This window comes from Bradyrhizobium sp. USDA 3256 (genome assembly GCF_054058275.1).
In genome coordinates, this window is record NZ_JBSSAE010000002.1 from 8,315,655 (window position 1) to 8,338,358 (window position 22,704).

A 22,704-nucleotide genomic window follows, 5' to 3' on the forward strand; every position below is an offset into this window, starting at 1 on the left:
GGCGCGTAGCCCGCCTCACCTCAGCGTGAGGCCGGTCGCGGCTTCAAGCTCGCCGATCGCCTGCGCGGCACTCGCGACCTTGATCGTGGTCATGCCCATCTCGCGCGCCGGCTTCAAATTGACGCCGAGATCGTCGAGATAGACGCAGTTCTTCGGGTTTACCTGCAGCGTCTCCACCATCATCCGGTAGATTCGCGGGTCGGGCTTGCGCAGGCCGATCTTCGCGGACTCGATGACGTGGTCGAACAGCGCCATCACCTCGGCGACATAAAGCGTGCGTCCGCTGCGGCTGCCGATCGCGTTCGCCGGCAGATTGTTGGTGATGCAACCGGTCTTGAAGTTCGCCTTGATGCGCTTCAGCGCCTCGACCATCTCGGGGCGCAGGTCGCCGGAGAGCAGCGGCAGCACGTCCTTGCCGCGCACCTCGGCGCCGAGCGCCTTCGATTCCGTAGCGAACAGCGCGTCGAACGCCTCGATATCGATCTCGGCGCGCTCGAACTTGGCCCAGGCGTTCTCGAGATGATTGGCGGCGTTGGTGCGGCGGATGATGTCGATCGGCAGGCCGCGCTCGGTCTCATAGCGCGCGAACGCCTCGAACGGCGAGGTGGTCAAGACGCCGCCGAAATCCCAGATCACTGCCTCGATCATCAAAGTCTCGACCATCAAAGTCCCGCCCGTTGCAAAGCGGCGGCTTCGCCTCGGATCGTCCGGCCGACTGCAGGACAACAGGGAAACGCGCGTCCGGCCTTCTTTATTGGAATTGCCGCCGATCAGGCAAGCCGCCAGTTCGCGGCAAAATCCGCCACGCGGAACCAGCTCACCAGACCATCGGCACCAGACGATAGCGCACCCGCGCGAGATACTCGGCATAGCCGTCGAGCTCGGCAGTGAGCATCCGCTCCTCCATCAGCGACCGCAAGCCGAGCAGCGCCGCCATGATAGGCACGATGGCAAGGCCATACCACGATCCCAGCAGCAGCGGCGTACCGACATAGGTCAGGAGGCCGCTGGCATAGATCGGATGCCGCACATAGGCGTAGGGTCCGGTGGTCACCGCAGCATGCCCGCGCTCGCGCTGGATCTTCACGACTGGCGCGGCGTAGCTGTTTTCCCGGTAGGTCCGGTAGACGATGTAGAACGACGCCGCGATCATCACGGCGCCGGCGCATTGCAGCCAGAAGGGCACGAACGATGTCTGGTAGCGGACTGCGTCGAGCGCCATCAGCGGCAGCCATGTCAGCCACAGCAGCGGCATGATCGTCGTGATGACGCGGTCCCAGCCCGCCTGGCCGCGCGCGGTGCGCCGCTCGGCCAGTAGCCCCGGATCGTGCCGGGCGAGCCAGGCCTCGGTGATCAGCCCGCCGATCGTGATCTCGACCAGGAACGCCCAGGCGCCGGCCCATCGCAGCGTACCGGCCGCGAGAAACAGGAATGTGCCGAGGCCCACACATGTGAAGGCGGCACGGCGCAGATTGATGCGAGGGGGACTGCCGTTCTCGTTCATGTTGCTCTCCGGCGAACTGCAACGGCCGCGCCGCCGGATCGGGCGGGCCGTTGCGTGCGTGGTTGCGGATCGCGGCCTGCTCGGCGCGCAGAGCCGATCAAGGTCTGCGGGTCCAGTTTCGCGCCTGTCCGGAATAGACCTTGCTCGGCAGCGCGCGCGCCGCGGGATCGAGCAGGATCTTCATCGCGGTGTTGAGCCGCTCCTCCGAATGCGGCGAGCCGTCATGGCGCATTTGCTGCGGAGCCCCAGGGCCCTGCGGCGGCGCCAGATAGGTCGGCGTTGTCGGCGGAGTGGGGGTGGTGGCGATCTTCGGGCGGGCGACCAGAGCGGCCTCCATCGGGCGCCGCGCCTGGGCCATGCGTGACGCTGCGGAAGGTGCTTCCGCCGGCGGCGAGGCGGCGCTGTCGGATCCGGATTTGCGGGGCGGTTTTGCCATGGCATCGGCTCCATAGGTTCGGTGATGACGACGACGTCAGGATTTGTCTTCGTCGGATGTGGTGCGTTTGGCGATGATCGGGTTGCGGTCGCTGATCGCGGCGATCAGCGAGGCGTGGCTCACCACTGACGACACGACGATCTTGCCGGATGGCTCGATCCGGCGACCGTTCTGCTGCTGTTGCTGTGGGCTCCTGGCGGTGGATTTCTGCATCATGTCGGCCTCCTCGAGGGTGGGTGGGGCCCGACAGCGCCGGGCCCCGAGTTTGGCGATCAGATGCCGAAAGCACCGAGGACACCCGGCAGCGCCTGCGCGACGCCGCCGAGGATTTCGCCCCAGCCCTGCGGGTTGACCGACCCGTTGGTCGCCACGTCGGCAATCCGCTTCGGTCCGCGCTCGATGCCCTCACACTGGATCGGGCTACGCACGCTGCCGAAGGTCTCAAAGTCGTTCCTTGCGTACATGTTCAGCTCCTTCTTTCGGTTTGAATTGACGGCAACTACGGGAGGTGGGCACCGACCGGGGCAGCCGTCGCTGGACGTCGCCCAGGGGATCGCTCATCGCGTCGATCCCCTGGACCACGTGACGCATTCGCGCCACGTTCTGATCTCCTCCGGACGCAGAGGAGCAATCGCGTCAATAGACCTGCCACTGCCGCAGCGGTCCGACCGCCACCGGCACCACGTCGCTCACGTCGATCGTGTACTGATAGACTTCGCGCGCCTGGGTCAAAACCTGGGTCGGATTGAAGAAGCGGTAGGTCACGTCGTGACAAACCGAGTCCGGGCGGCAGATGACGCTCTGGTCGACCTCGACGGTATCGAGCCGCAATCCCTTCTTGGCGACGTCGGTGAAGATCTTCCGCGTGTTGTAGGCATTCATCGCGGAATAGTTCAGCGCGCGATCCTGCGGCGAGAGGCCGACATTGCGGAACTCGTTGTAGATTCGCTCGAGGAAGCCTTCCGCGCCGGCCGGCCAGGTGTCGGGATCGGGCCCGAACAGCGTGTAGAGATCCCACTGGTAGAAGCCGCGCCAGTCGGTCACCAGCGTCGGCACCACGGTCCCGTTCAGGAGCTTGGTCGTGTTGGCGCTGTCGACCCAGCGGCCATCGAAATCCGCGCAACACCGCCGCGCGGCGGGAAAGCCGGCGGCGTGGTCGGCGGCGTATCGTCGCCGCCGCGCGCTGCCGGCACCACGGTTCGGGTGTTCGATGGATCGTCATGCGAGACCTCCTGATGCCAAAGCGCCAGGATCAGCGCGGCGAAGAATCCGAGACCGAACACATCGAGCGGCTTGACCGCATAGATCGGGATCGAGTCGATCGTCATCGTCCAGATGATGGCATCGGCATCCGGGAAGTTGTTGCCGGATCCGCTCGGTGTCGCGCTCTCGCCTTCGGCCTGGTTCAGCAGATAGCGCGCCATGATCGCCGGATTGTACGGCGCCGAGGTATCGCCGGAGCGGTCGCGCTCCGGTCCGAACGCCGGATCGCCGCGTCCGATCAGGCTGTCGCGCCAATTGGCGATGGCCTGCACGAAGTAGTCGAGGCGCGCCTCCTTGCCGAAATCGTAGAACAGCCGGCCGATCGGGAACGCGAGCTGTCCGGTGGATTCCGCCGCGGCGCCCTGCGGACGCATGCCGCCGCCACAGCCGCAGCTCTTCTCGCTGGTACGAACCGCGGGGGCTTCGTACATCGGCAGCGCCTGCGGCATCGCGACGGGAAGCGCGTTGCTCGGCATCAGCGCAGGCAGCTGCTGCGGCTGCAGCCAGGCCTGCGGCATCATGCCGGCCGCCGGCATCGCCATCTGGGGCATCATCATCGGCGGCATGACGATCTGCGGTGCCGGCGTCGGCATCCAGACCAGGTCGCCGCCCGCATGGGGGGCGTGAAACGGATAGGGCGCCGGCGCCGCGATCGGCGCGGCGGCGACGCCGTGATCAACGGGCGCGGCCGCAGGCGCTGCGGGCGCAGCAGGCTGCGCTTCGCTCGGCATGATCCCGGCGCTGCTGCGCAGGACCGAGCCGTCCGGCCCGAATATGCGCGGAGCCGATGGTGCAGACATTGCTGATAGATCTCCCATGGAACCCTCTCTGGTTGCAGTTGGCTGAGCGGCGGATGACGGTTGGACGAAAGGGCGCGCGGACACTCCCCGGAAGAGGGGAGACGCGGCCGTAGCACCCGACGGCACGACGGCGTCCGCCTGCTCGCCAAGCAGGGCGGCGACAGCCGCGGGAATATCGAGCCGTCCGGCGAGGCAGCGCGAGGCGCTGCCGTCGCTGCGGCAGGGCACCGCGCTTTCGAGCAGCGCAGCACGGACGGCTTGCGGATCGGCCTTGCGTCCGGTCTGGCGCAGGCACGAGAGCAGCAGAGCGACGACGCCGGTGACGATCGGCGCTGCGAAGCTCGTTCCGGAACGCAGGCTGATATTGCGGACCGGCGAGGCGCCGGCGATGTTTTCGCCCTGCGCGAGGATGCCGTTCTCGAGATAGGCGTCGCCGAAATTGCTGAAGGGCAGCGGATTGCCGGCCGGATCGCACGCGCCGACCGCAAGCACCGAAGCGAGGCTGCCCGGCACCTGGACGCAGCGGCATCCGTCATTGCCGGCAGCGGCGACGATCAACTTGCCGGCGCGCTCGCAGGCGCGGACCGCGTCGACCAGAATGCGGTCGGCCTGGCCGGTCGCGGATTGCTGGCCGCTGCTGATATTGATGACGTCGGCGCCGGCGGCGAGCGCCTGGTTGATCGCAAGCGCCAAGGTGCTTTGCGAGGACGGCTCGATCTGGCCGGAGGCGTCCTCGCGATAGATCGAGAAGACGGTCGCGTTGCAATTCGGCGCGACGCCGAGCACCGGGCTGCCGGGCGTACCCATCAGGACGCTCGTGACATGCGTGCCGTGCTCGGACTGGATCATCGGCGAAGCCGGTGCGACGAACTCGCCGCCCCTGGCGACGCGGGCCTGCCTGAGCGAAGGATGATTGAAATCGACGGGGCCGTCGATGATCGCGATCTTCACCGCGGGGTCGCCGCCCGACGTTCTCTGCCACAAGGCAGCCAGACCAGCGATGTCGGCAACTGGATTCATGAAATCAATCCCGACTGATCTGCCCGCAAATCCGTGCAGCCGATCCGTCTTCCGCGGCAATTTGCTTTCACGCAGCGAACCAGGAGAACGGCATGTCGTCGCGTTGGTGCAGTTGTGGCAGCTGTGACGCGAAAGGCCTATTCGCCGCGGTGGATCAGAAAGGATCGAGCCGGACGATACGGATCGATCGGTCCATGAGATCGATCCTGCGTCTCGAACGATCGATCGAAGGGTTTAGTCGGGACCAATCCCACCGCACGATTGTGCGCGTCTGGGCAGACATGCGCGTGCATTTGCGCGCCGGCGCGCGAACGCGACTGCGCGTCGGCCGAACACGGAATTCAGGATGTTGATGTCAGTCGAGCTCGCGGGACCGATCGGGGATCGCTGCCGATGATGCGATCCACGGCGCTTCGCGCACCCGTCGCATCGCCTGTGCCCTGCGCGGCAGGCCGAGTTTCTGCAGCACGTGATGGACGTGGTGCTTGACCGTCGCAAGGCTGAGATTGAGATCGCGCGCGATCTCCTTGTTCGACATGCCTTGTCCGATCAGCTTGAGAACCTCGCCTTCGCGGCGCGTCAGTCCCTGGTCCGCGTCGATCGTATCCGTCTGACGTTCCATGCAGAACAGCGCGCGCAGCAGGCCGCCGGAAATCTCGGCGCTGCAGGCGAGCCGCCCCGATGCCACGTCCGACAGCGCGCGGCAGAGCTCATCGAAGCTGGCGTTCCGGGAGATGTAGCCGCTGAACCCGGCCCGACCGCAGCGGACCACGTCGCGCCGGTCCTCGTTGAGGCCGAGCGCCACCAGCGCGACATCCGCATGCTCGCTCGCAATCACACGCACTTCATCGAGATCGATGCCCTGTGTGACGTCGATCAGAATGACATTCACATTGCCGGTCTCGAGGGTCTCGCGCAGGGCGGCGAGATCGGACACCGCCGCCGCAATCGCAAACTCGGCGTGGTTCTGGAAACTCGAGGTAAGCCCCTCGCTGAACAGCCTGATCGGCGTGACGACCGCTATCCTCATATTATCCTCTAACTCAACGAAATGGCGGATGGAACGCCGTGTTGAGATCAACGGCACCGGCATCCAGAAAGTCATGAAGGTAAGTATGCGATATGCTGCCGGAGGTTGTATTCGTATCGCGCCGAAATTACGGCTCCGATGCAGGCGATCAAGAGACGCAGTTCACATTCGAACGTCGTCGGGCCGCGCGGCGCGCGATCCGAGCTGTTGCGTATCGCGACAAGACGTCGATGTGTGGCGCCGGCAAGCGATGGCGGTGCTGAATTCCGGCGGCGACTTCAACGGCGTAGTGATCGACGCCTAGATATTTAGACAATTGACGCGTGCAAGCCTGGATGCTCTGTACAATATTGCGTGTTCTCCGGAGCCTGGTGCGAGCGACGCAATGCCGCGCCTCGAATGAGCTCAATTCCGATGCCGACCGACAGGGTTCCATGACGAGCGTGATTCGAGCGACAGCTTTTCTCAGCCTGTTGGCGGCAACGCCGGCGCTGGCCATCGTCGGCGGCGGCGCGCCGTCGACGGATGGCGTTGCACGCTCCGTCGTCACCATCGTCGGCTCGCGCGGCAATTTCTGCACCGGTGCGCTGATCGCTCCGAAGGTCGTGCTGACCGCGGCGCATTGCGTGCAGCCCGGCGCCGATTACAAGATCGTCGAATATGGCTCGGACAGGCAGCCGACGCTGCAGGACGTCAGGACGGTTGCGATCCATCCCGGCTTCCGGATGCAGGCGATGGCCAATCATGTCGCGACCGCCGATGTCGCACTGCTGCAGCTCGCGGCGCCGGCCGCAGGCAAGGCGCCCGCCGCGCTCGGCATGCCAAACATTCCGATCCAGGTCGGCGGTCGCTTCACCATCGCGGGCGTCGGCGTCACCGTGCGCGGTGACGGCAAAAGCGGCGGCGCCACCCGTGTCGCCGGCCTGATCGCGAGCGGCAAGCCCGGCACGTTGCAGATCCGTCTCGTCGATCCGGTCGGGCAGGGCGTGCGCGACGGGCTCGGGGCCTGCACCGGCGATTCCGGCGCGCCGGTGTTCGAGGACAAGCAAGGCGGCCCCGCAATCGTCGGCGTGGTGAGCTGGTCGACGGGACCGAACGGCGCCGCCGGCTGCGGCGGCATCACCGGCGTGACGCCGCTGACACTCTATCGCGACTGGGTGATGCAGACCGCGCGGCAGTGGGGTGCGAGCTTCTGACGACGGTTGTCATTGCCGGGCTTGACCCGGCAATCCATCCGGAAACGACTTACTTCTGATGATGGATGCGCGGGTCAAGGCCGCGCATGACGATCGAGCCTAATGCCCCGCCGCCTTGTTCGCGGCGGCGTTGTTCAGCACGATCAGCCCGTCGACGGCGACGCCGAGCTTGCTGTTGATCAGGAACGGGTTGACGTCGATCGAGGCAATGCGGCCATTGGCGTCGGCCATCAGGTTGGAAAGACCGACCAGCGCCTTCACTGCCGACGGCTTGTGCAGCGCGGGCTTGCCGCGATAGCCCTTCATCTTGACCCCGGCCTTGGTCCTGGCGATCAGCTCCTTGGCCTCGGCGGCGTCGAGCGGCGCGCCGGCGAGCGCGACGTCCTTCATCAGCTCGATGTCGACGCCGCCGGTGCCGAACAGCACGACGGGGCCCATCTCGGCGTCGAGCGAGGCGCCGACCACGAGCTCGAGGTCGGCCTTGACCTGTTGCGCGATCAAGATGCCTTCGAGCTTCGGCTTGCCCTTCAGCTTCTTCACCCGCGCGGTGATGTCGTTGAACGCCTTCTTCACCTCGGCTGCATTGGCGAGATTCAGCACCACGCCGCCGATATCGGATTTGTGCAGGATGTCGGGGCTGACAACCTTGGCGACCACCGGGAAGCCGATCTGCTTGGCGATCTTCACGGCCTCGGCCGCGGTCTGCGCGACCCCTTCCTTTGAGATCGGGATGCCGTAGGCCTTGAGCAGCTTCTTCGAGGCGACCTCGTCGAGCGCGGCGGCGCCGTTGGCGGCCTTCAGCGTCTTCTCCAGCACCGCGCGCGCCGATGCCTTCGAGCTCGAGGCGATATCGGGCACCTCCTTGCGCAGGCCGGCATATTCGATCAGCGACTTGATCGCGCCGACCGCGCGGTCGAGGCCCTGCATGACCGCGATATCGGGCAGCGACTTGCGCAGCCCCTTGGTGAACTCGGTGAAGCCGATCGACATCGCGCTGATATAGATCACGGGCTTGTTGGCCTGGCCGGCCATCTCGTTGACGATGCGCAGATTGCGCTCGCGCAGCTCGTGCGGCGCCTTCGGCAGCTCGGCATCGATGATGACGATGTCGGTGTCGGGATCGTCGATCATGATCTTGATCGACTTCATGTAGACGGAGGGATCGACCACCGCGGCAAAGCCCGCGTCGAGCGGATTGCCGACGATGCTGCCGGGGCCAAGCATCTTCGCCAACTGCTCCGAGGCGCTCGGGCTCAGCGGCGCAAAATTCAGCCCGGCGGAATAGAACGCGTCGATCAGAAGGCCGCGCTTGCCGCCCGATAGCGATACCGCCGCGAGGCGATTGCCCTTCGGCGGATCGGCATGGACGAAGCACTCGGTGGTCTCGATCAGTTCATCCAGCCCACGCACCCGGATCACGCCTTCGCGGGTCGAGATCGCATCGAAGGTCTCGATCGAGCCGGCAAGCGCGCCGGTATGGGCCATCGCCGCGGCGCGGCCGCCCTCGGAGGCGCCGAGCTTGAGCGCGATCACCGGCTTGCCGGCGGCGCGCGCGGCCTTGCAGGCATCGCGGAATACCTTCGTGTTCCTGACGCCTTCAAGATAGACCACGATGACGCGGATGCTCGGATCGGCGGCAAAGTAGCTCATCAGGTCCGGGGTCTCGAGGCCGGATTCATTGCCGGTCGTGACCATGTAGCCGACGCCGACGCCGCGATCCTCCAGCGCCTGGCGGATCGCCATCACGATCGCGCCGGATTGGCCGGCGATCGCCACCGCGCCCTGCTCCATGGTGACGATGCGGTCGTCGATATTGGTGAACAGGTTCTCGCCGGCGCTGAGATTGCCGAGGCAGTTGGGGCCGGTGACGGCGAGCCCGGTCTCCTTGATCGCCTGCTTCAGCTCGACCGCGAGGCGCTGGCTCTCCTCATCCTGCAGCTCGCTGAAGCCGGAGGTGACGATCGTCGCCGAGCGCGCGCCGGCCGCGGCCGCATCGCGGATCACCTGCACCGCAAACCGGGCCGGCACCAGCACCAGCACATGGTCGGGCTTCTCGGGAAGGCTGGCGAAGTCCTTGTAGCAGGTGACGCCCCAGATCGCTTCGCGCTTGGCGTTGATCGGATAAAGGCCGCCGGCATATCCGTACTTGACCAGATTGTTCCAGATCCGTTCGGCGTAATTGCCGGGCTTGTCGGTGGCACCGACCAGCACGATGTTGCGCGGATGCAGCATCGCGTGGATGCTCTTGACGATATCGCTGGCGTCAGCGGGCGGCGCCCATTCGTGGGACACGTGAGACGCGGTGCTTGCGAAAGCTTCCATGGAGCCTGCCCTTATCCTTGTTGTCTTTGTTTCCTCTGGCCACGGCGGATCACCGTGAGGCGCGCGATTTTTCATTGTTTTTATGGCGAGGGAAAGGGGGTAGCAACTCATGCTGGCGCAGGTCAGGGCACCGCGCGCAATATCCCGGCAGGCGCAAAATTGATTGCCTATCAGGAACCCGATTCGCGCGCGTGCGAATCCGTTTCGATCAAGGTCGCGTGCAGCAAGTAGCGCTCAGGGCCTGCCGTCAGCGCGTCGAACGGCCAGCAGGTCGACAGCACCAGTTCATACCGGTCAGTAGTCGGATCGATGCCGGATTGATCGAATCGGACCACCGAGCTGCGATCGGCCCGATAGCGAAACATCTTGCCGTCGCTTCGCGTGACGTCGATCTCGTCACCGATTGTGACATCCCTGAGAAAGCGAAAATGCGTGTCGCGGTGCGCGGAATAGACCGCGACGCCCCGCTCGCCGGCATCGACGGTCTGCTCGACATGGCCGGGGCCGAACGCCAGTGCCTGGCCGCTGCTGCCGGCAAGCACGGTCGCGGAGGCGTGCAGGCGCTTCACCTCGATCCGCGCCACCGGCCAGGTATCGGCCCAGCTCCACGGCTTCACCGGCTGGCCGGTCGCGATGCTCTGTGCGAAGGCGCGCTCCAGCAGCACCTGCGCCAGCAGCGCCTTGGCATGGATATAGGCGCCCTGGCCGAACAGGATCACACCGATGAGAGCGAAGGCGAGGGATGGGACGAAGCGGGGCATTGTTGCGCCTGTTGCTGTCATTCCGGGATGGTCCGAAGGACCAGACCCGGAATCTCGAGATTCCGGGTTCGATGCTGCGCATCGCCCCGGAATGACATTGCGAGTTGAGGAAGAGTTGCGCGCGCGGCCCCTTGGGGGACGGGTGGGAAGGCCGCGCGCGCTCTTGAAGGAGGAGGTCGGGGGGCACCTCCTCCTTTCATCCGACGTCATTGGGGCGACGTCTGACGCCGGTTGAACATCAGGAGAAGAAAGCTCACCGTGAGCAGGATCACGCCCGCGATCATCTTCAGCTCCGCATCAGTCGCGGTCTTCGGCAGCTGGATCGTGCCGGGACCTTGTGTGGCGACCGGTGACCGCTTCAGCGCAGCGAGCTGCAGCTTGCCGTCGCCGGCGTCGGCGCGACGCTCGCTCGGTACGGCCGGCAGACTCGGACGCTCGCCGAACACTTTCGCAAAATCCCAGCCGGCGGGCAGGTTGAGCGGCAACTCGGAGAGCTTCAACGGCTCGCCGTCGGGACGGCTCGGCGTCTTGTCGACCGCGACAAGGCTGGTCAGCCGTGTGATGAGTTGATGCTCCAGCGCCAGCGCGAGGATGGTCTTGTCGGCGTCCTCGAGGCTCTGCTGCCGCGTGGTGCGCGCCACCTCGGCATCGGCGATCTTGCGGCGCGCCCACAGTTTCGACAGGCCCTTGCCTTCAGCGGCATTCGCGAGCGGCAGCGTCACGCTCCATGGGCGGTCGCCGATGCGGCCCTTGATCTCGACCGAGCCGGCCAGCTTGTCGAGCTTGGCGGCCAGCACCAGCGGCTCGTCGCGATAGACGTCGGGCAGTGCCGACGGCGTCAGGTCGGCCGTCGCCTCGGAGAATTTCGCGGAGAGATTCGTCACCGCGGGATTCTCCAGCTTGGCGAACAGACCGCGCATGCGCTCGTCGACCTGCTCGACCGAGCCGATATGGGTGAAGGTGCCGCGGCCGAGCTCGGCGGCGCGCGTCATCAGATAGGTGTTCGGCGCCGAACCGATGCCGACCATGAACACCCGCGAGCGGCCGCGCAGCGCGTTGATGGTCTCGAACAATTGCTGCTCGTTGCCGATGGCGCCGTCGGTCAGGAATACGACCTGGCGGACGTAATTGGCGTCGTCATGGCTGGTGTCGGACAGCGCCGCGCGCATCGCCGGCACCATCTCGGTGCCGCCGCGGGCCTGCAGCGCGCTGACGAACGCCGTCGCGTTGCCGATATTGGCGCTGTTGGCCGCGACCGGCGACGGGAACAGCGTGTCCATGGTGTCGTCGAAGCGGATCACGTTGAAGCGGTCGGCCGGCTGCAGGCGGCCGAGCGCGTAAATCAGGCTCGCCTTGGCCTGGATGATGGAGGTGCCGCCCATCGAACCGGAATTGTCGATCACGAAGATCACCTCACGCGGCAACGTTTTCTGTTGCGCCTGCTCGACCGACGGCGGGGTGACGAAAGCGAGCAGATAGTCGGAATTGCCGACATGCTCGCGGAACAGCCCGACCGACGGCGCCTTCTCGGCGGCCGGCTTCCAGGTCAGCTCGAAATCACGATCGGCCGGCACCGGGCCTTCGGCGAGCTTGACGAGCCGCGTAGTGCTGTCCGGGCTCTCGATCTTGACCCGGTGGAAATGGCTCTTCACCTCGCCGAGCGGAAAGCCGGCGTTGAGGTGCACCGTGACGTTGGTCGGATTGACCGGCGCATTTTCCGCCGGATCGAGCACTTCGCGCGCAATGCGGTCGCGGTCCGGCACGGGATCGGTGGTGGTGGCGCCCCAGCCGTTGCCGTCGGCGCGGAGATCGACGCTCTGCACCACCGGGCGCGGATTGTAGCGCGGGCCGACCACCATCGGCACCCGCAGCGAGAACTCGTTGCCGTTCTGCTGCACCGGCTCCTGATATTCGATCTGCACCAGCACGGTTTCGCCGGGGCCGATATTGGCGACCGAATTGGTGAAGATGTTGGGCCGCTCCTGTTCGGTGAGCGCGGCCTTCTGGCCGTTCTGCTTGGCCTGCTCGTAGATCGCGCGAGCCTGCTGCCGCTCCTTGATGTCGCCGACCACGACGCGGTCGCCGACCACCATCTTCAGCGTGTCGACCGCGCCGCCCGCCGGCAGCGGATAGACATACGTCGCCTCCACCCAGTCCTTGGTCGGGTTGCGGAAGATCTGCGTGACGCGGGCGCGGACGGTCGGCCCCGACACCGTGAGGTCGACGTCAATGCCGAGCCTGGTCGCGTCGGCATAGCCGTCGTAGGTCTTGAACAGCAGCGAGCCGGAACGCGCATCGCTCGGCCGCAGCACCGCCTGTCGCGGCAGTTCGGCCGACCACACCGGATCGAAACTCACGAACAAGGTCGCAAAGCCGATCACCAGCGCGGCCACACCTTCCACCAGAAAGAACAGCACAATGCGCATCCTGCGCGACAGGCGGATTTGCGGGCTGCTCTCACATGCATCGTAAATCGTCATTTTCGTCACTCCCGAGCGAGGCTTTCGCTGCCTCGCGATCATGGAGAACGGCGGTTTTGGCGCGAGCAGAATGATCGGCAATGATTGGCCGCCGTCCGGCGCGGCCCGCCGCCGGCTGAGGCGGGTTTGTGCGGTTTGGTGATGGATTGTCCGGTCTGCTAGACTGCGCGGAATCAAGGGGAACCGGGCAGGAATCTGGATGCCGACGCCTGACAAGCAGCTATCCGCCGAGCAGAGCCAGCAGGTCGCGGAGACCATCCGCGAGGAAATCGCGCGCCGTCGCATCTCGCGGCAGACGCTGGCCGAGCAGGCCAAGCTCAGCCTCTCTACCCTGGAGAAGGTGCTCGGCGGCCGCCGCCCGTTCACGCTGGCGACCACGGTGCGGCTGGAGCAGGCGCTGGGCGTGTCCTTGCGCAAGCTGCCGGAGACGGTCACGATGGCCGCACCCGCCAATGGCGGGATCGCACCCGACAGTCTCGGGTCCTATTCGCGCCGCGCAGTGGCGCGGATCGAGGGCACCTACATCACGGTGCGTCCGTCGTTCGGCGAACAGGGCGCGCTCTACGCCTATCGCACCGAGATCGCCTGGGACGAAGCGGCATCGTCGCTCGGCTTTCGCGAGGGCGAACGGCAGGATGCCGATTACACCCAGTATGGCGAGGTGGCGGTGCCCAATGAATCCGGCTTCGTCTACCTCGTGACCAATAGGCACGGCCAGCATCGCGTGATCACGGTGTCGCGCCCGCGCAATTCCGGCGAGATGTACGGCATCATCACGACGCTGCTCGCCGGCCGCGGTTCGCTGTTGACGCCGGTCGCCGCGCCGATCGCGTTCCTGCCGGTGAAGAATGTACCCAAGCCAAGCCTCGGCCGGGTGTCGGCGGATGACGCGAACTACGCCGCCTATCGCGAGCATCTGCGTCGGACGATCGATGAGCCGTTCGCGATTTTCTTGCCGGGTAGTTGAAGCTGGTCATTCCGGGGCGCGCGTGAGCGCGAACCCGGAATCTCGATCCACGAGCTCCAGATTCTGGGTTCGCTCGCGATCGCGAGCGCCCCGGAATGACAGGCTCGACTAGCCGCCGGTCTCGGCGCTGATGATGTCGCCGAACAGCTCCCACTGCCCGTTCTTGAACTGCATCATCTTGAGCTGCTCGACCGGCGCGAAGTCGGTCGCGCTGGTGTTGATCCTGATGCCGGGAATCAGCGTGTCGGGCGCAAAGTCCTTCAGGCTCGCGGCCTGCTTCATCACGTTCTCACGCGTCAGGTTGTCGCCGGCCTGCTTCAGCACCTGCACCATGGTCTGCGCCGCGGCGTAGCCATAGACCAGATTGGCGTCGGCGAGGTTGGCGCCCGGCATGTACTTCTCGGCGAAGGCCATGAACTTCTTCATGCCCTCGTCATTCTTCCACTGCGGATCGGACGCGTCCTTCAGATAGCCGGCCGACAGCACGCCTTCCGAGGCCTCGAGCCCGGCGGGCTTCATGACCGCGCCGATCGAGATCGAGACGTCGGTCATCACGTGCATCGGCTTCCAGCCGATCTCGGCGATCTTCTTGATCGCCTGCGCCGCGAATTTCGGCGTCGAGATGTTGACGAACACGTCGGCGCCGGTGTCCTTCAGCTTGACGATGTGGGAATCGATCGACGGCTCGGTGGTCTCGTAGCTTTCCTCGGCTACGATCTTGACCGACGACTTGTCGAGCACCTCCTTCAACCCGGCCAGGTAGTCCTTGCCGAAATCGTCATTGGCATAGAAGATCGCGACCTTGGCATCCGGCTTGGCCTTCAGGATGTACTTGCCGAAGATCCGCGCCTCGACGCGATAGCTCGGCTGGAAACCCATGGTCCATGGGAAATCCTTCGGATCGTTCCACTTGCTGGCGCCGGTGGCGAGGAAGAGCTGCGGCACCTTCTTGGCGTTGTGATACTTCTGCACCGCGGTCTGGGTCGGCGTGCCCAGCGCGTTGAACACCAGGAAGACCTCGTCGCTCTCGATCAGCTTGCGGATCTGCTCCACGGTCTTTGGCGGCGAGTAGCCGTCGTCATAGGAAATCCAGTTGATCTTGCGGCCGTTGATGCCGCCCTGGTCGTTGATCATCTTGAAATAGGCTTCTTCGGTCTTGCCGATAACGCCGTAGGCGGAGGCGGGACCGCTATAGGCCTCGACATTGCCGATCTTGATCTCGGTGTCGGAGGCGCCGGTATCATACTTCTTTTGTGCAAAGGCGGCCTGGGTGGAGAGCAGGCAGAGCGCCGTGGCGGCTGCCAGCAGCGACAGTGTTGTTGTTTTCATAAAGGCAATTTCCTCGATTGATCCTGGTTGGGGACTTACGCAACGAACCCGCAGCCGGTCCCGGCAGACGGCAGCGGGGCAATCCTTGTCGCGGCGAAATCCGGAACGCGCGGCGCGCATCTGGCTCACGCCGCGGTATCGGTTGGCTTCGGCCGGCTGAATTGCTGCCGGAGCGTCGGCTTATGAATTTTGCCTGTCGCGTTCCGCGGCAGGACCTCGATGAATTCGATCAGGCGCGGACATTTGAACCGCGCCAGATTGGCCTGGCAGTGCGCGTGGACCTCGGCCGGGGTCAGCGAATGGCCTGATTTCACGGCAATGATCGCCATGCCGACTTCGCCCCATTGCTCGTCGGGGATGCCGATCACGGCGGCTTCGGCGACGGCCGCCAGTTGATGCAGCACGCTCTCGACCTCGGCCGGATAGACGTTCTCGCCGCCCGAGATGTACATGTCCTTCCAGCGGTCGACGATGTAGTAGAAGCCTTCCTCGTCGATCCGCGTGGCGTCGCCGGTGTGCAGCCAGCCGTCGGTGAAGGAGGAGGCATTGGCGTCCGGCCTGTTCCAGTAGCCCGGCGTGATGTTCGGCCCCCTGACCCAGAGTTCGCCGAGCTCGCCGACCGCCGCATCGCTGCCGTCGGGCCGCACGATGCGGACCTCGGTATGCAGCACCGGCTTGCCGGAGGAGCCGGCTTTGCGCGCCGCATCCTCGCGGTCGAGCACCATCACCGCCGGCGACGTCTCGGTCATGCCGTAGCCCTGCTGCAGCGCGACGCCGCGCGCCTCCCAGGTCTTGAGCAGCGGCACTGGCATCGGCGCGCCGCCGACGCCGCCAATGACGAGGCGGCTGAAATCCGCTGATGCGAAGGCCGGGTGCTGCGCCATGAACTGGTAGATCGCGGGCACGCCGAAGAACACGTTGATGCCCTGCAAGGGATCGCCGATCAGCTTCAGCGCCTCGCCGGGATCGAAGGCGCGCATGATCAGCACAGTGCCGCCGGCATGCAGCACCGGGTTGGTATAGCAATTCAGCCCGCCGGTGTGGAATAGCGGCAGCACCGTCAGCAGCACCGAGGCCGGCGAGATGTAGGCGGGGCCGCCGAGATTGACGCAATTCCAGAACGTCATCCCATGCGTGATGATCGCGCCCTTCGGTTGGCCCGTCGTCCCCGATGTGTACATGATGGTCGAGATGTCATCGAGCATGACCTCCTCGAACCGCTCGAGTGGCGTGGCTGCCGCGATGCCGGCCTCATAGGCGCCGCCTGGGCCGAGCCTCACGGTCGCAGCGACATTGCAGAGCTTTGCCACCGCAAGCGCGGTCTCGGCGAGATCGTCGTCGTGGATCATCACCTTCGGCGCGGCGTCGCCGGTAATGTAGCGCAGCTCGGGAACGGTGAGGCGGGTGTTGAGCGGCAGGAAGATCGCGCCGATCCGGAAGCAGGCGAACTGCACCTCCAGCGTATCCGTCGCGTTCAGTGCCAGCACCGCGACGCGGTCGCCGCGGGCAACCTTGAGCCCATCGCGCAGCCAGGCGGCGAGCCGCGACACGCGGGCGTCGAGCTCCGCGTAGCTGAAGCGGCGATCGCTGGCGAGATCGACAAGCGCCATCTTGTCCGGCGTGCGCCGGCGATGATGCGCGATCCAGTCGTAATAACGAACCGGCAAATTTCCCTCCTCCGGAACGGCAGTCTTGCGCCGCCTGTTCCTGGCTCAATTGATGCCATGAATTGGCAGTGGAGGGGGCGTATAAGGATGCTGTCTTGCGTTTAGTGGCTGGCAAATCGCCGGACCGGGCCTCGGCACTGATGGCAGCCACTCGACGCAAGTGAACCGGGCGAAATCCGGACATCGTCGGAGGGAAGAATCAACGGAGCACGCGGATGGCAAACCCGTTCTACACCGGCGAGCATGAGGCCTTTCGCGAGGTGATGCGGCGCTTTGTTGCCAGGGAAATCGAGCCTTATGCCCATCAATGGGACGAGGACGGAGAGTTTCCGCGCGAGCTCTATGCCAAGGCATCTGCGATCGGGCTGCTCGGCCTTGGCTTCCCGGAAGAGTATGGCGGCATCGCCGCCGACCAGTTCATGAAGATCGTGGCCTCGCAGGAGCTGGCGCGTGCCGGCGCCGGCGGCGTCTCATCGAGCCTGATGAGCCATACCATCGGCTCGCCGCCGATCGCGCGCGCCGCGCGGCCCGAGGTCAAGGCGCGGGTGCTGCCGGACGTGCTCGCCGGCAAGAAGATCTCCGCGCTCGCGATCACCGAGCCGAGCGGCGGCTCCGATGTCGCGAACCTGCGCACCAGGGCGCGGCGCGACGCCGACCACTACGTCGTCTCCGGCGAGAAGACCTTCATCACCTCGGGCATGCGCGCCGACTATCTGACGGTCGCGGTGCGCACCGGCGGCGAGGGCCCGGGCGGCGTCAGCCTGCTGTTGATCGAAGGCAATACGGCCGGCCTGTCCCGCACCAAGCTGAAGAAGATGGGCTGGTGGGCCTCGGATACCGCGACACTTCACTTCGACGAATGCCGCGTGCCGGCCGAGAACCTGATCGGCGAGGAGGGGCAGGGCTTCAAGATCATCATGCAGAACTTCAACAGCGAGCGCATGGGCATGGCGGCGAGCTGCACTGCCTATGCGCGCGTCTGCCTCGACGAGGCGATCGCCTATGCCAAGGAGCGCAAGACGTTCGGCAAGCCGATCGCCCAGCACCAGGTGATCAGGCACAAGATCGTCGACATGGCGCAGAAGGTCGCGGCCTCGCAGGCGATGCTGGAGATGCTGGCCTGGCGGCTCGGCCAGGGCGAAAGCCCGGTCGCCGAGATCTGCATGATGAAGAATCAGGCGACCCAGACCATGGCGCACTGCGCCTCCGAAGCGGTGCAGATCTTCGGCGGCGCCGGCTTCATGCGCGGCGTCAAGGTCGAGCGCATCTACCGCGAGGTCAAGGTCAACGCGATCGGCGGCGGCACCGAGGAGATCATGAAGGATCTCGCGAGCCGGCAGATGGGATTGTGAGAACAGCGGCAAGTTGAGCTGCGAGAGAGGAAACACCCTCCCCCTGAAAGGGGGAGGGCAGGGTGGGGGTCACGCCGCGAGTCCAACTGCCGGTGTGACCCCCACCCGGCCCGCTCGGCGTTGCCGAGCGTTCCGACCTCCCCCTTTCAGGGGGAGGTGAAGAAAGACGACGAGAAAACACGAGATAAACATGCTCTTCACCGCCGACCACGACGAGCCGCGCCGCGCACTACAGAAGTTCATTGCGGCCGAGATCAACCCTCATGTCGACGAATGGGAGAAGGCCGACATCTTCCCGGCGCATGAGCTGTTCAAGAAGCTCGGCAATCTCGGCTTCCTCGGCCTCAACAAGCCGGTCGAGTTCGGCGGCCAGGGACTGGATTATTCCTACGCGCTGATGATGGCCGAGGAGTTAGGGGCCATCACCTGCGGCGGCGTGCCGATGGCGATCGGGGTGCAGACCGACATGGCGACGCCGGCGCTGGCGCGGTTCGGCTCCGACGAGGTGCGGCGCGAATTTCTGGCGCCGGCGATTGCCGGCGATCAGGTCGCCTGCATCGGCGTCTCCGAGCCCGGCGCCGGCTCCGACGTCGCCTCGATCAAGACCAGTGCGCGCTCCGACGGCGACGACTACGTCATCAATGGCGGCAAGATGTGGATCACCAACGGCACCCAGGCCGACTGGATCTGCCTGCTCGCCAACACCAGCGACGGCCCGGTCCATCGCAACAAGTCGCTGATCTGCGTGCCCATGAAGACCAAGGGCGTGCAGGTCGCGCGCAAGCTCGACAAGCTCGGCATGCGCTCCTCCGATACCGCGCAGATTTTCTTCGACAATGTCCGGGTCCCGAAGCGCAACCGGATCGGCGAGGAAGGCCAGGGCTTCACCTACCAGATGATCCAGTTCCAGGAGGAGCGGCTGTGGGGGGCGGCCGCCTGCCTGAAGGCGCATGAATTCATCATCAACGAGACCATCGACTACACTCGCAACCGCAAGGCGTTCGGCGGCTCGATCCTCGACAACCAGGTGGTGCACTTCAAGCTCGCGGAAATGCAGACCGAGGTCGAGCTGCTGCGCTCGCTGATCTATCGTGCCGGCGAGGCGCTGGTGGCCGGCGAGGACGTGACCCGGCTCGCGACCATGGCCAAGCTGAAGGCCGGCCGGCTCGGCCGCGAGCTCACCGACGCCTGCCTGCAATATTGGGGCGGCATGGGCTTCACCAACGAGACGCCGGTCAGCCGCGCCTATCGCGACAGCCGCCTGACATCGATCGGCGGCGGCGCCGACGAGGTCATGCTCATGGTATTGTGCAAGATGATGGGCACGCTGCCTGGCCTGAAGCAAAAGGGAAACGCCTGATGATCACGCTCTATCATTGCGATGCCGCGCGCTCGTTCCGTCCGCTGTGGATGCTGGAGGAGCTTGGGCTTGCCTATGAGCTGAAGATGCTGCCGTTCCCGCCGCGGGTGTTCGCCAAGGAATATCTCGGCATCAATCCGCTCGGCACCATCCCGTTCATGATCGATGGCGAGACCAGGATGACGGAGTCCTCCGGCATCTGCCACTATCTCGGCACCAAATACGGCCCGACGCCGCTGATTGTCGGCGTCGACGAGCCGGCCTATGGCGCGTTCCTGAACTGGATGTATTTTTCCGACGCAACGCTGACCTTTCCGCAGACGCTGGTGCTCCGCTACAGCCAGCTCGAGCCGGAGGAGCGGCGCAACCCGCAGGTCTCGGGCGACTATGCAAAATGGTTCCTGGGCCGGCTGCGTGCGGTCGAGGCCGCCGCCTCGAAGTCGGAATTCCTCTGCGCGGAACGCTTCACCGCGGCCGACATCGCCAACGGTTATGCGCTCCGTCTCGCCGGCAATATCGGCCTCGCCAAGGATTTCGGGCCGAATGTCGCGGCCTATTGGGCGCGGCTGCAGCAGCGCGACGGTTACCAGCGCGCGGTCGCGGCGGAGCAAAAAGCCGGTCAGGAACAGAACGTTGCGCCGCGGGCGCGGCCGTAACCTACGCTGTCGTTCCGGGATGGTCCGAAGGGCCAGACCCGGAACCTCGAGATTCCGGGTTCGATGCGTCGCATCGCCCCGGAATGACGACTCTTCACATCGGTGACAGGCCTCGAATTTGCGTTATGGTAGCTCCGCCGCAGCGGCCCAAAGAGCCGCGCGAGGAGGAACCGCCATGGACGCGATCGTGGACGCGAAGTGCCAGAGCTCCAGCCAGCAATCCGGTCACCGGATGCTGATTACGCCGGAACGGGTGTTCTATGCCGGGCTGCTCGGCCGCCCGCGCGAGCGCTGTCCCGGCGCATTCCACGTCTATGTCGCGATCCGCGACGGGCTGCATCTGTCGACCAGCGAAGGCCGCGAGTCGCATGGCGAACTCGCGGTGACGATGCCGAACCTGCGCCACACCATCACCAGCGAATATCGTTCGGCGATCTGCGTTGCGATCGAGCCGGAAAGCGTGCCCGACGGCACGCTCGAAGCCGTCGCCCGCCGCCTGCAAGGACCGGACTCTCATCTGTTCGCCAATCGCATCCGCAACGCCTATGCGACGCTCGCCGAGATGCAACATCGCGACGCGATCGCGAATGCCGAGTTCGACACCATGTGCTTCGGCGACGCGCTGCCGCAGCGCGTGCTCGATCCGCGGGTCGTGCGCGCGATCGGCCGCATCGGGCAGTTCTCCGGCGAGCCGGTGACCGCGGCGGGCTGCGCCGCGGAAGCCGGGCTATCGCCCTCGCGCTTCCTGCATCTGTTCAAGGAGGAGACCGGAATCTCGTTCCGCTCCTTCCGCGCCTGGAAGCGCGCGCGGCATCTGCTGCACTTCGCCAACCAGGACATCAACCTCGCGCATCTCGCGCAGGATATCGGCTATCCCGACAGCACGCATTTCAGCCACTCGATTCGGCGCTTCTACGGCCTGAAGCCGCGCGCGATCTTCTCCGGCTCGCGGGACCTTGCGATCTACCGCACCGGGCAAGCCGGGAGCGAGCGCGCGCTGACCTAACCTCCGCTGTCGTCCCGGCCTAGTGCGCAATTGCGCACGGGAGCCGGGACCCATACCGCGTGATCTTTCCGTGATGCGGGATGGCAGAGATCTCGTGAAGCAATTGACGGCCGTGGTTATGGGTCCCGGCTTTCGCCGGGACGACACGTGGAATTTGGGATTCTTCTTCGGTTACAAATTCGCGCCCTGGATCACCTCGCCGAACCGCAGCCAGCCGGGACCTTCGATCCGTTGCAGCTGAAGTTGCTGCAGCGGGTGATGATTGGTCGGGCTGGTGTTGACGCGGATGCCGGGCAACAGCGTCGGAACCTCGATGTCCTTCAGGTTGTTGGCCTGCGCCATGATGTTGTCGCGCGTGAAATTGCCCTTGCATTGCTCGAGCACGATCTTCAGCACCTGCGCCACCGTGTAGGCGTAGAGGTTGTAGCCCTCCTTCGGATTGCCGTCGGGGAAGTACTTCTCCATGAAGGCGAGGAAATTCTTCACGCCGGGATCGTTGGCCCAGGCCGGGTCGGCGACGTCCTTGACATAGGCCGACGAGATCGTGCCCTGCGACTTGTCGAGGCCGACAGGCGCGATGGTCGATGAGATCGAGGCGGCGCCGCTGGCGATGAAGTGCATCGGCTTCCAGCCGAGCTCATAGATCTTGCGGATCGACTGTGCACAGAACTTTGCCGTGGTGCCGGAGATCAGCACATCCGGGTTTGCGCCGCGCAGCGCAACGATCTGGGAATCGATCGTGGGATCGGTAACCTCGTGCGAGGCCACCACGGCTGCGGTCGCGAACCGCTCGCCGAGCACGTCCTTGGCCCCGGCGACGAAATCCTTGCCGAGGTCGTCGTTCTGGTAGAGCACCGCGAATTTCGCGTTCTTGTTCTGGCTCAGTGCATATTTGACGAACACCTGGGCCTCGGTCCGCGCGCTCGGCGCAAAGCCCATGGTCCAGGGATAGGTCTTGTAGTCGCCCCATTTGTCGCCATTCACCGACAGGAACAGATGCGGCACCTTGGCGGCGTTGATGTATTTGACGACCGACGAATTCGGCGCGGTGCCGAGCATGTTGAACAGGAAGGCGACATTGTCGCTTTCGATCAGACGGCGCACCTGCTCGACCGTCTTCGCCGGATTGAACGCGTCGTCGTAGTAGATGTATTTGATCTGCCGGCCGGCGATGCCGCCCTGCTCGTTCAACATCTTGAAATAGGCTTCCTGGCAGCGCGCCTGCACGCCGAGCGCGGATACCGGGCCGCTCAGGGAGGTGGTGCTGCCGATCCTGATCTCGGTCGCGGTGACGCCTGGCGTGTCGTCGGCCAGCGAAGGCTTAAGACCCGTGACCGCGGCAAGTCCCGCGCCTGCCGCGCCGGTGAGCCATCTGCGCCGGTTGATCGAGACCATGACGTTCTCCCCGTGATGCCGGCTTGTTGCGCCGCTTCTGCTTGGCAGTAAGGTTAGGCGTGACGCGGGCGTCGCGTCTTGTGTTAACCGGCTGACGACGGATTGTGCCGTGAGCGCATCCACTTAGCCAGTCAACGCAAGATGGCGCGAGGGCAAAGTT

21 protein-coding genes are annotated in these 22,704 nt (G+C 65.3%); 7 read left to right on the forward strand and 14 right to left on the reverse strand.

The genetic code is table 11. From position 1 onward, the window contains the following. Positions 1–15: 15 nt before the first annotated feature. The 8 genes from ACVWY5_RS41090 to ACVWY5_RS41125 form a co-directional block, all read right to left on the reverse strand. Positions 16–648 (reverse strand): HAD-IA family hydrolase, encoded by a 633-nt coding sequence (locus tag ACVWY5_RS41090; protein WP_157347913.1) that lies wholly within the window; start codon positions 646–648, stop codon positions 16–18. 169 nt (positions 649–817) lie between these two features. Next, positions 818–1,504, reverse strand: a complete 687-nt coding sequence (locus ACVWY5_RS41095; protein ID WP_038377633.1) for a methyltransferase family protein — start codon at positions 1,502–1,504, stop codon at positions 818–820. A gap of 97 nt (positions 1,505–1,601) precedes the next feature. After that, positions 1,602–1,940 carry a hypothetical protein gene (locus ACVWY5_RS41100; RefSeq protein WP_321176909.1) on the reverse strand — a complete coding sequence of 113 codons (339 nt, stop codon included), beginning with the start codon at positions 1,938–1,940 and terminating at the stop codon, positions 1,602–1,604. Positions 1,941–1,976: 36 nt separating this feature from the next. Continuing rightward, positions 1,977–2,156, reverse strand: a complete 180-nt coding sequence (locus tag ACVWY5_RS41105) for a hypothetical protein (RefSeq protein ID WP_016842277.1) — start codon at positions 2,154–2,156, stop codon at positions 1,977–1,979. Between the two features lie 56 nt (positions 2,157–2,212). Beyond that, positions 2,213–2,404, reverse strand: a complete 192-nt coding sequence (locus ACVWY5_RS41110; RefSeq protein WP_016842276.1) for a hypothetical protein — start codon at positions 2,402–2,404, stop codon at positions 2,213–2,215. Positions 2,405–2,576: 172 nt separating this feature from the next. Beyond that, positions 2,577–2,996: a cyanobactin maturation protease PatG family protein gene (locus tag ACVWY5_RS41115; RefSeq protein WP_321176908.1), complete on the reverse strand. Its 420-nt coding sequence runs from the start codon at positions 2,994–2,996 to the stop codon at positions 2,577–2,579. Between the two features lie 11 nt (positions 2,997–3,007). After that, a complete protein-coding gene (locus tag ACVWY5_RS41120; protein WP_321176907.1) occupies positions 3,008–5,023 on the reverse strand; it encodes a S8 family serine peptidase in 2,016 nt (671 codons plus the stop codon). Positions 5,024–5,378: 355 nt separating this feature from the next. Then, positions 5,379–6,053, reverse strand: coding sequence for a response regulator transcription factor (locus tag ACVWY5_RS41125; protein ID WP_028335274.1), 675 nt, complete (start codon positions 6,051–6,053; stop codon positions 5,379–5,381). Between the two features lie 28 nt (positions 6,054–6,081). Here ACVWY5_RS41125 and ACVWY5_RS41130 point away from each other — a divergent pair, with 28 nt between their 5' ends. After that, positions 6,082–6,357, forward strand: coding sequence for a hypothetical protein (locus ACVWY5_RS41130; protein WP_080667133.1), 276 nt, complete (start codon positions 6,082–6,084; stop codon positions 6,355–6,357). Positions 6,358–6,487: 130 nt separating this feature from the next. Further along, positions 6,488–7,249: a S1 family peptidase gene (locus ACVWY5_RS41135; RefSeq protein ID WP_028335275.1), complete on the forward strand. Its 762-nt coding sequence runs from the start codon at positions 6,488–6,490 to the stop codon at positions 7,247–7,249. Positions 7,250–7,348: 99 nt separating this feature from the next. Here the strand turns inward: ACVWY5_RS41135 and ACVWY5_RS41140 are convergent, their stop codons facing one another. The 3 genes from ACVWY5_RS41140 to ACVWY5_RS41150 form a co-directional block, all read right to left on the reverse strand. Continuing rightward, the gene (locus ACVWY5_RS41140) at positions 7,349–9,571 is read right to left on the reverse strand and encodes an acetate--CoA ligase family protein (RefSeq protein ID WP_028335276.1); all 2,223 of its coding nucleotides are present in this window, start codon (positions 9,569–9,571) and stop codon (positions 7,349–7,351) included. Between the two features lie 170 nt (positions 9,572–9,741). Continuing rightward, positions 9,742–10,332 carry a class GN sortase gene (locus ACVWY5_RS41145; protein WP_028335277.1) on the reverse strand — a complete coding sequence of 197 codons (591 nt, stop codon included), beginning with the start codon at positions 10,330–10,332 and terminating at the stop codon, positions 9,742–9,744. A 206-nt stretch (positions 10,333–10,538) separates the two neighbouring features. Continuing rightward, complete coding sequence (locus ACVWY5_RS41150; RefSeq protein ID WP_456671791.1) at positions 10,539–12,758, reverse strand: marine proteobacterial sortase target protein; 2,220 nt, start codon at positions 12,756–12,758, stop codon at positions 10,539–10,541. Between the two features lie 253 nt (positions 12,759–13,011). On the opposite strand from ACVWY5_RS41150, the gene ACVWY5_RS41155 reads away from it, so the two are divergent. Then, on the forward strand, positions 13,012–13,779 hold the full coding sequence (locus ACVWY5_RS41155; protein ID WP_028335279.1) for a helix-turn-helix domain-containing protein: 768 nt from the start codon (positions 13,012–13,014) through the stop codon (positions 13,777–13,779). 108 nt (positions 13,780–13,887) lie between these two features. Here ACVWY5_RS41155 and ACVWY5_RS41160 read toward each other — a convergent pair whose 3' ends face one another. Then, positions 13,888–15,108, reverse strand: a complete 1,221-nt coding sequence (locus ACVWY5_RS41160) for an ABC transporter substrate-binding protein (RefSeq protein ID WP_028335280.1) — start codon at positions 15,106–15,108, stop codon at positions 13,888–13,890. A 125-nt stretch (positions 15,109–15,233) separates the two neighbouring features. Continuing rightward, entirely contained in the window at positions 15,234–16,775 is a 1,542-nt protein-coding gene (locus ACVWY5_RS41165) for an acyl-CoA synthetase (protein ID WP_028335281.1), read from the reverse strand. Between the two features lie 215 nt (positions 16,776–16,990). Here ACVWY5_RS41165 and ACVWY5_RS41170 point away from each other — a divergent pair, with 215 nt between their 5' ends. The 4 genes from ACVWY5_RS41170 to ACVWY5_RS41185 all read left to right on the forward strand — a co-directional run bounded on the left by ACVWY5_RS41170 (position 16,991) and on the right by ACVWY5_RS41185 (position 21,149). Continuing rightward, entirely contained in the window at positions 16,991–18,127 is a 1,137-nt protein-coding gene (locus ACVWY5_RS41170; RefSeq protein WP_028335282.1) for an acyl-CoA dehydrogenase family protein, read from the forward strand. 190 nt (positions 18,128–18,317) lie between these two features. Continuing rightward, positions 18,318–19,487, forward strand: a complete 1,170-nt coding sequence (locus tag ACVWY5_RS41175) for an acyl-CoA dehydrogenase family protein (protein WP_028335283.1) — start codon at positions 18,318–18,320, stop codon at positions 19,485–19,487. Beyond that, positions 19,487–20,143, forward strand: coding sequence for a glutathione S-transferase family protein (locus ACVWY5_RS41180; protein ID WP_028335284.1), 657 nt, complete (start codon positions 19,487–19,489; stop codon positions 20,141–20,143). The genes ACVWY5_RS41175 and ACVWY5_RS41180 overlap by 1 nt, the downstream gene beginning before the upstream one ends. A 175-nt stretch (positions 20,144–20,318) precedes the next feature. Next, positions 20,319–21,149: a helix-turn-helix domain-containing protein gene (locus tag ACVWY5_RS41185; RefSeq protein WP_028335285.1), complete on the forward strand. Its 831-nt coding sequence runs from the start codon at positions 20,319–20,321 to the stop codon at positions 21,147–21,149. A gap of 171 nt (positions 21,150–21,320) precedes the next feature. On the opposite strand, the gene ACVWY5_RS41190 is transcribed toward ACVWY5_RS41185, so the two are convergent. Further along, on the reverse strand, positions 21,321–22,544 hold the full coding sequence (locus ACVWY5_RS41190; protein ID WP_028335286.1) for an ABC transporter substrate-binding protein: 1,224 nt from the start codon (positions 22,542–22,544) through the stop codon (positions 21,321–21,323). Positions 22,545–22,704: the final 160 nt, after the last annotated feature.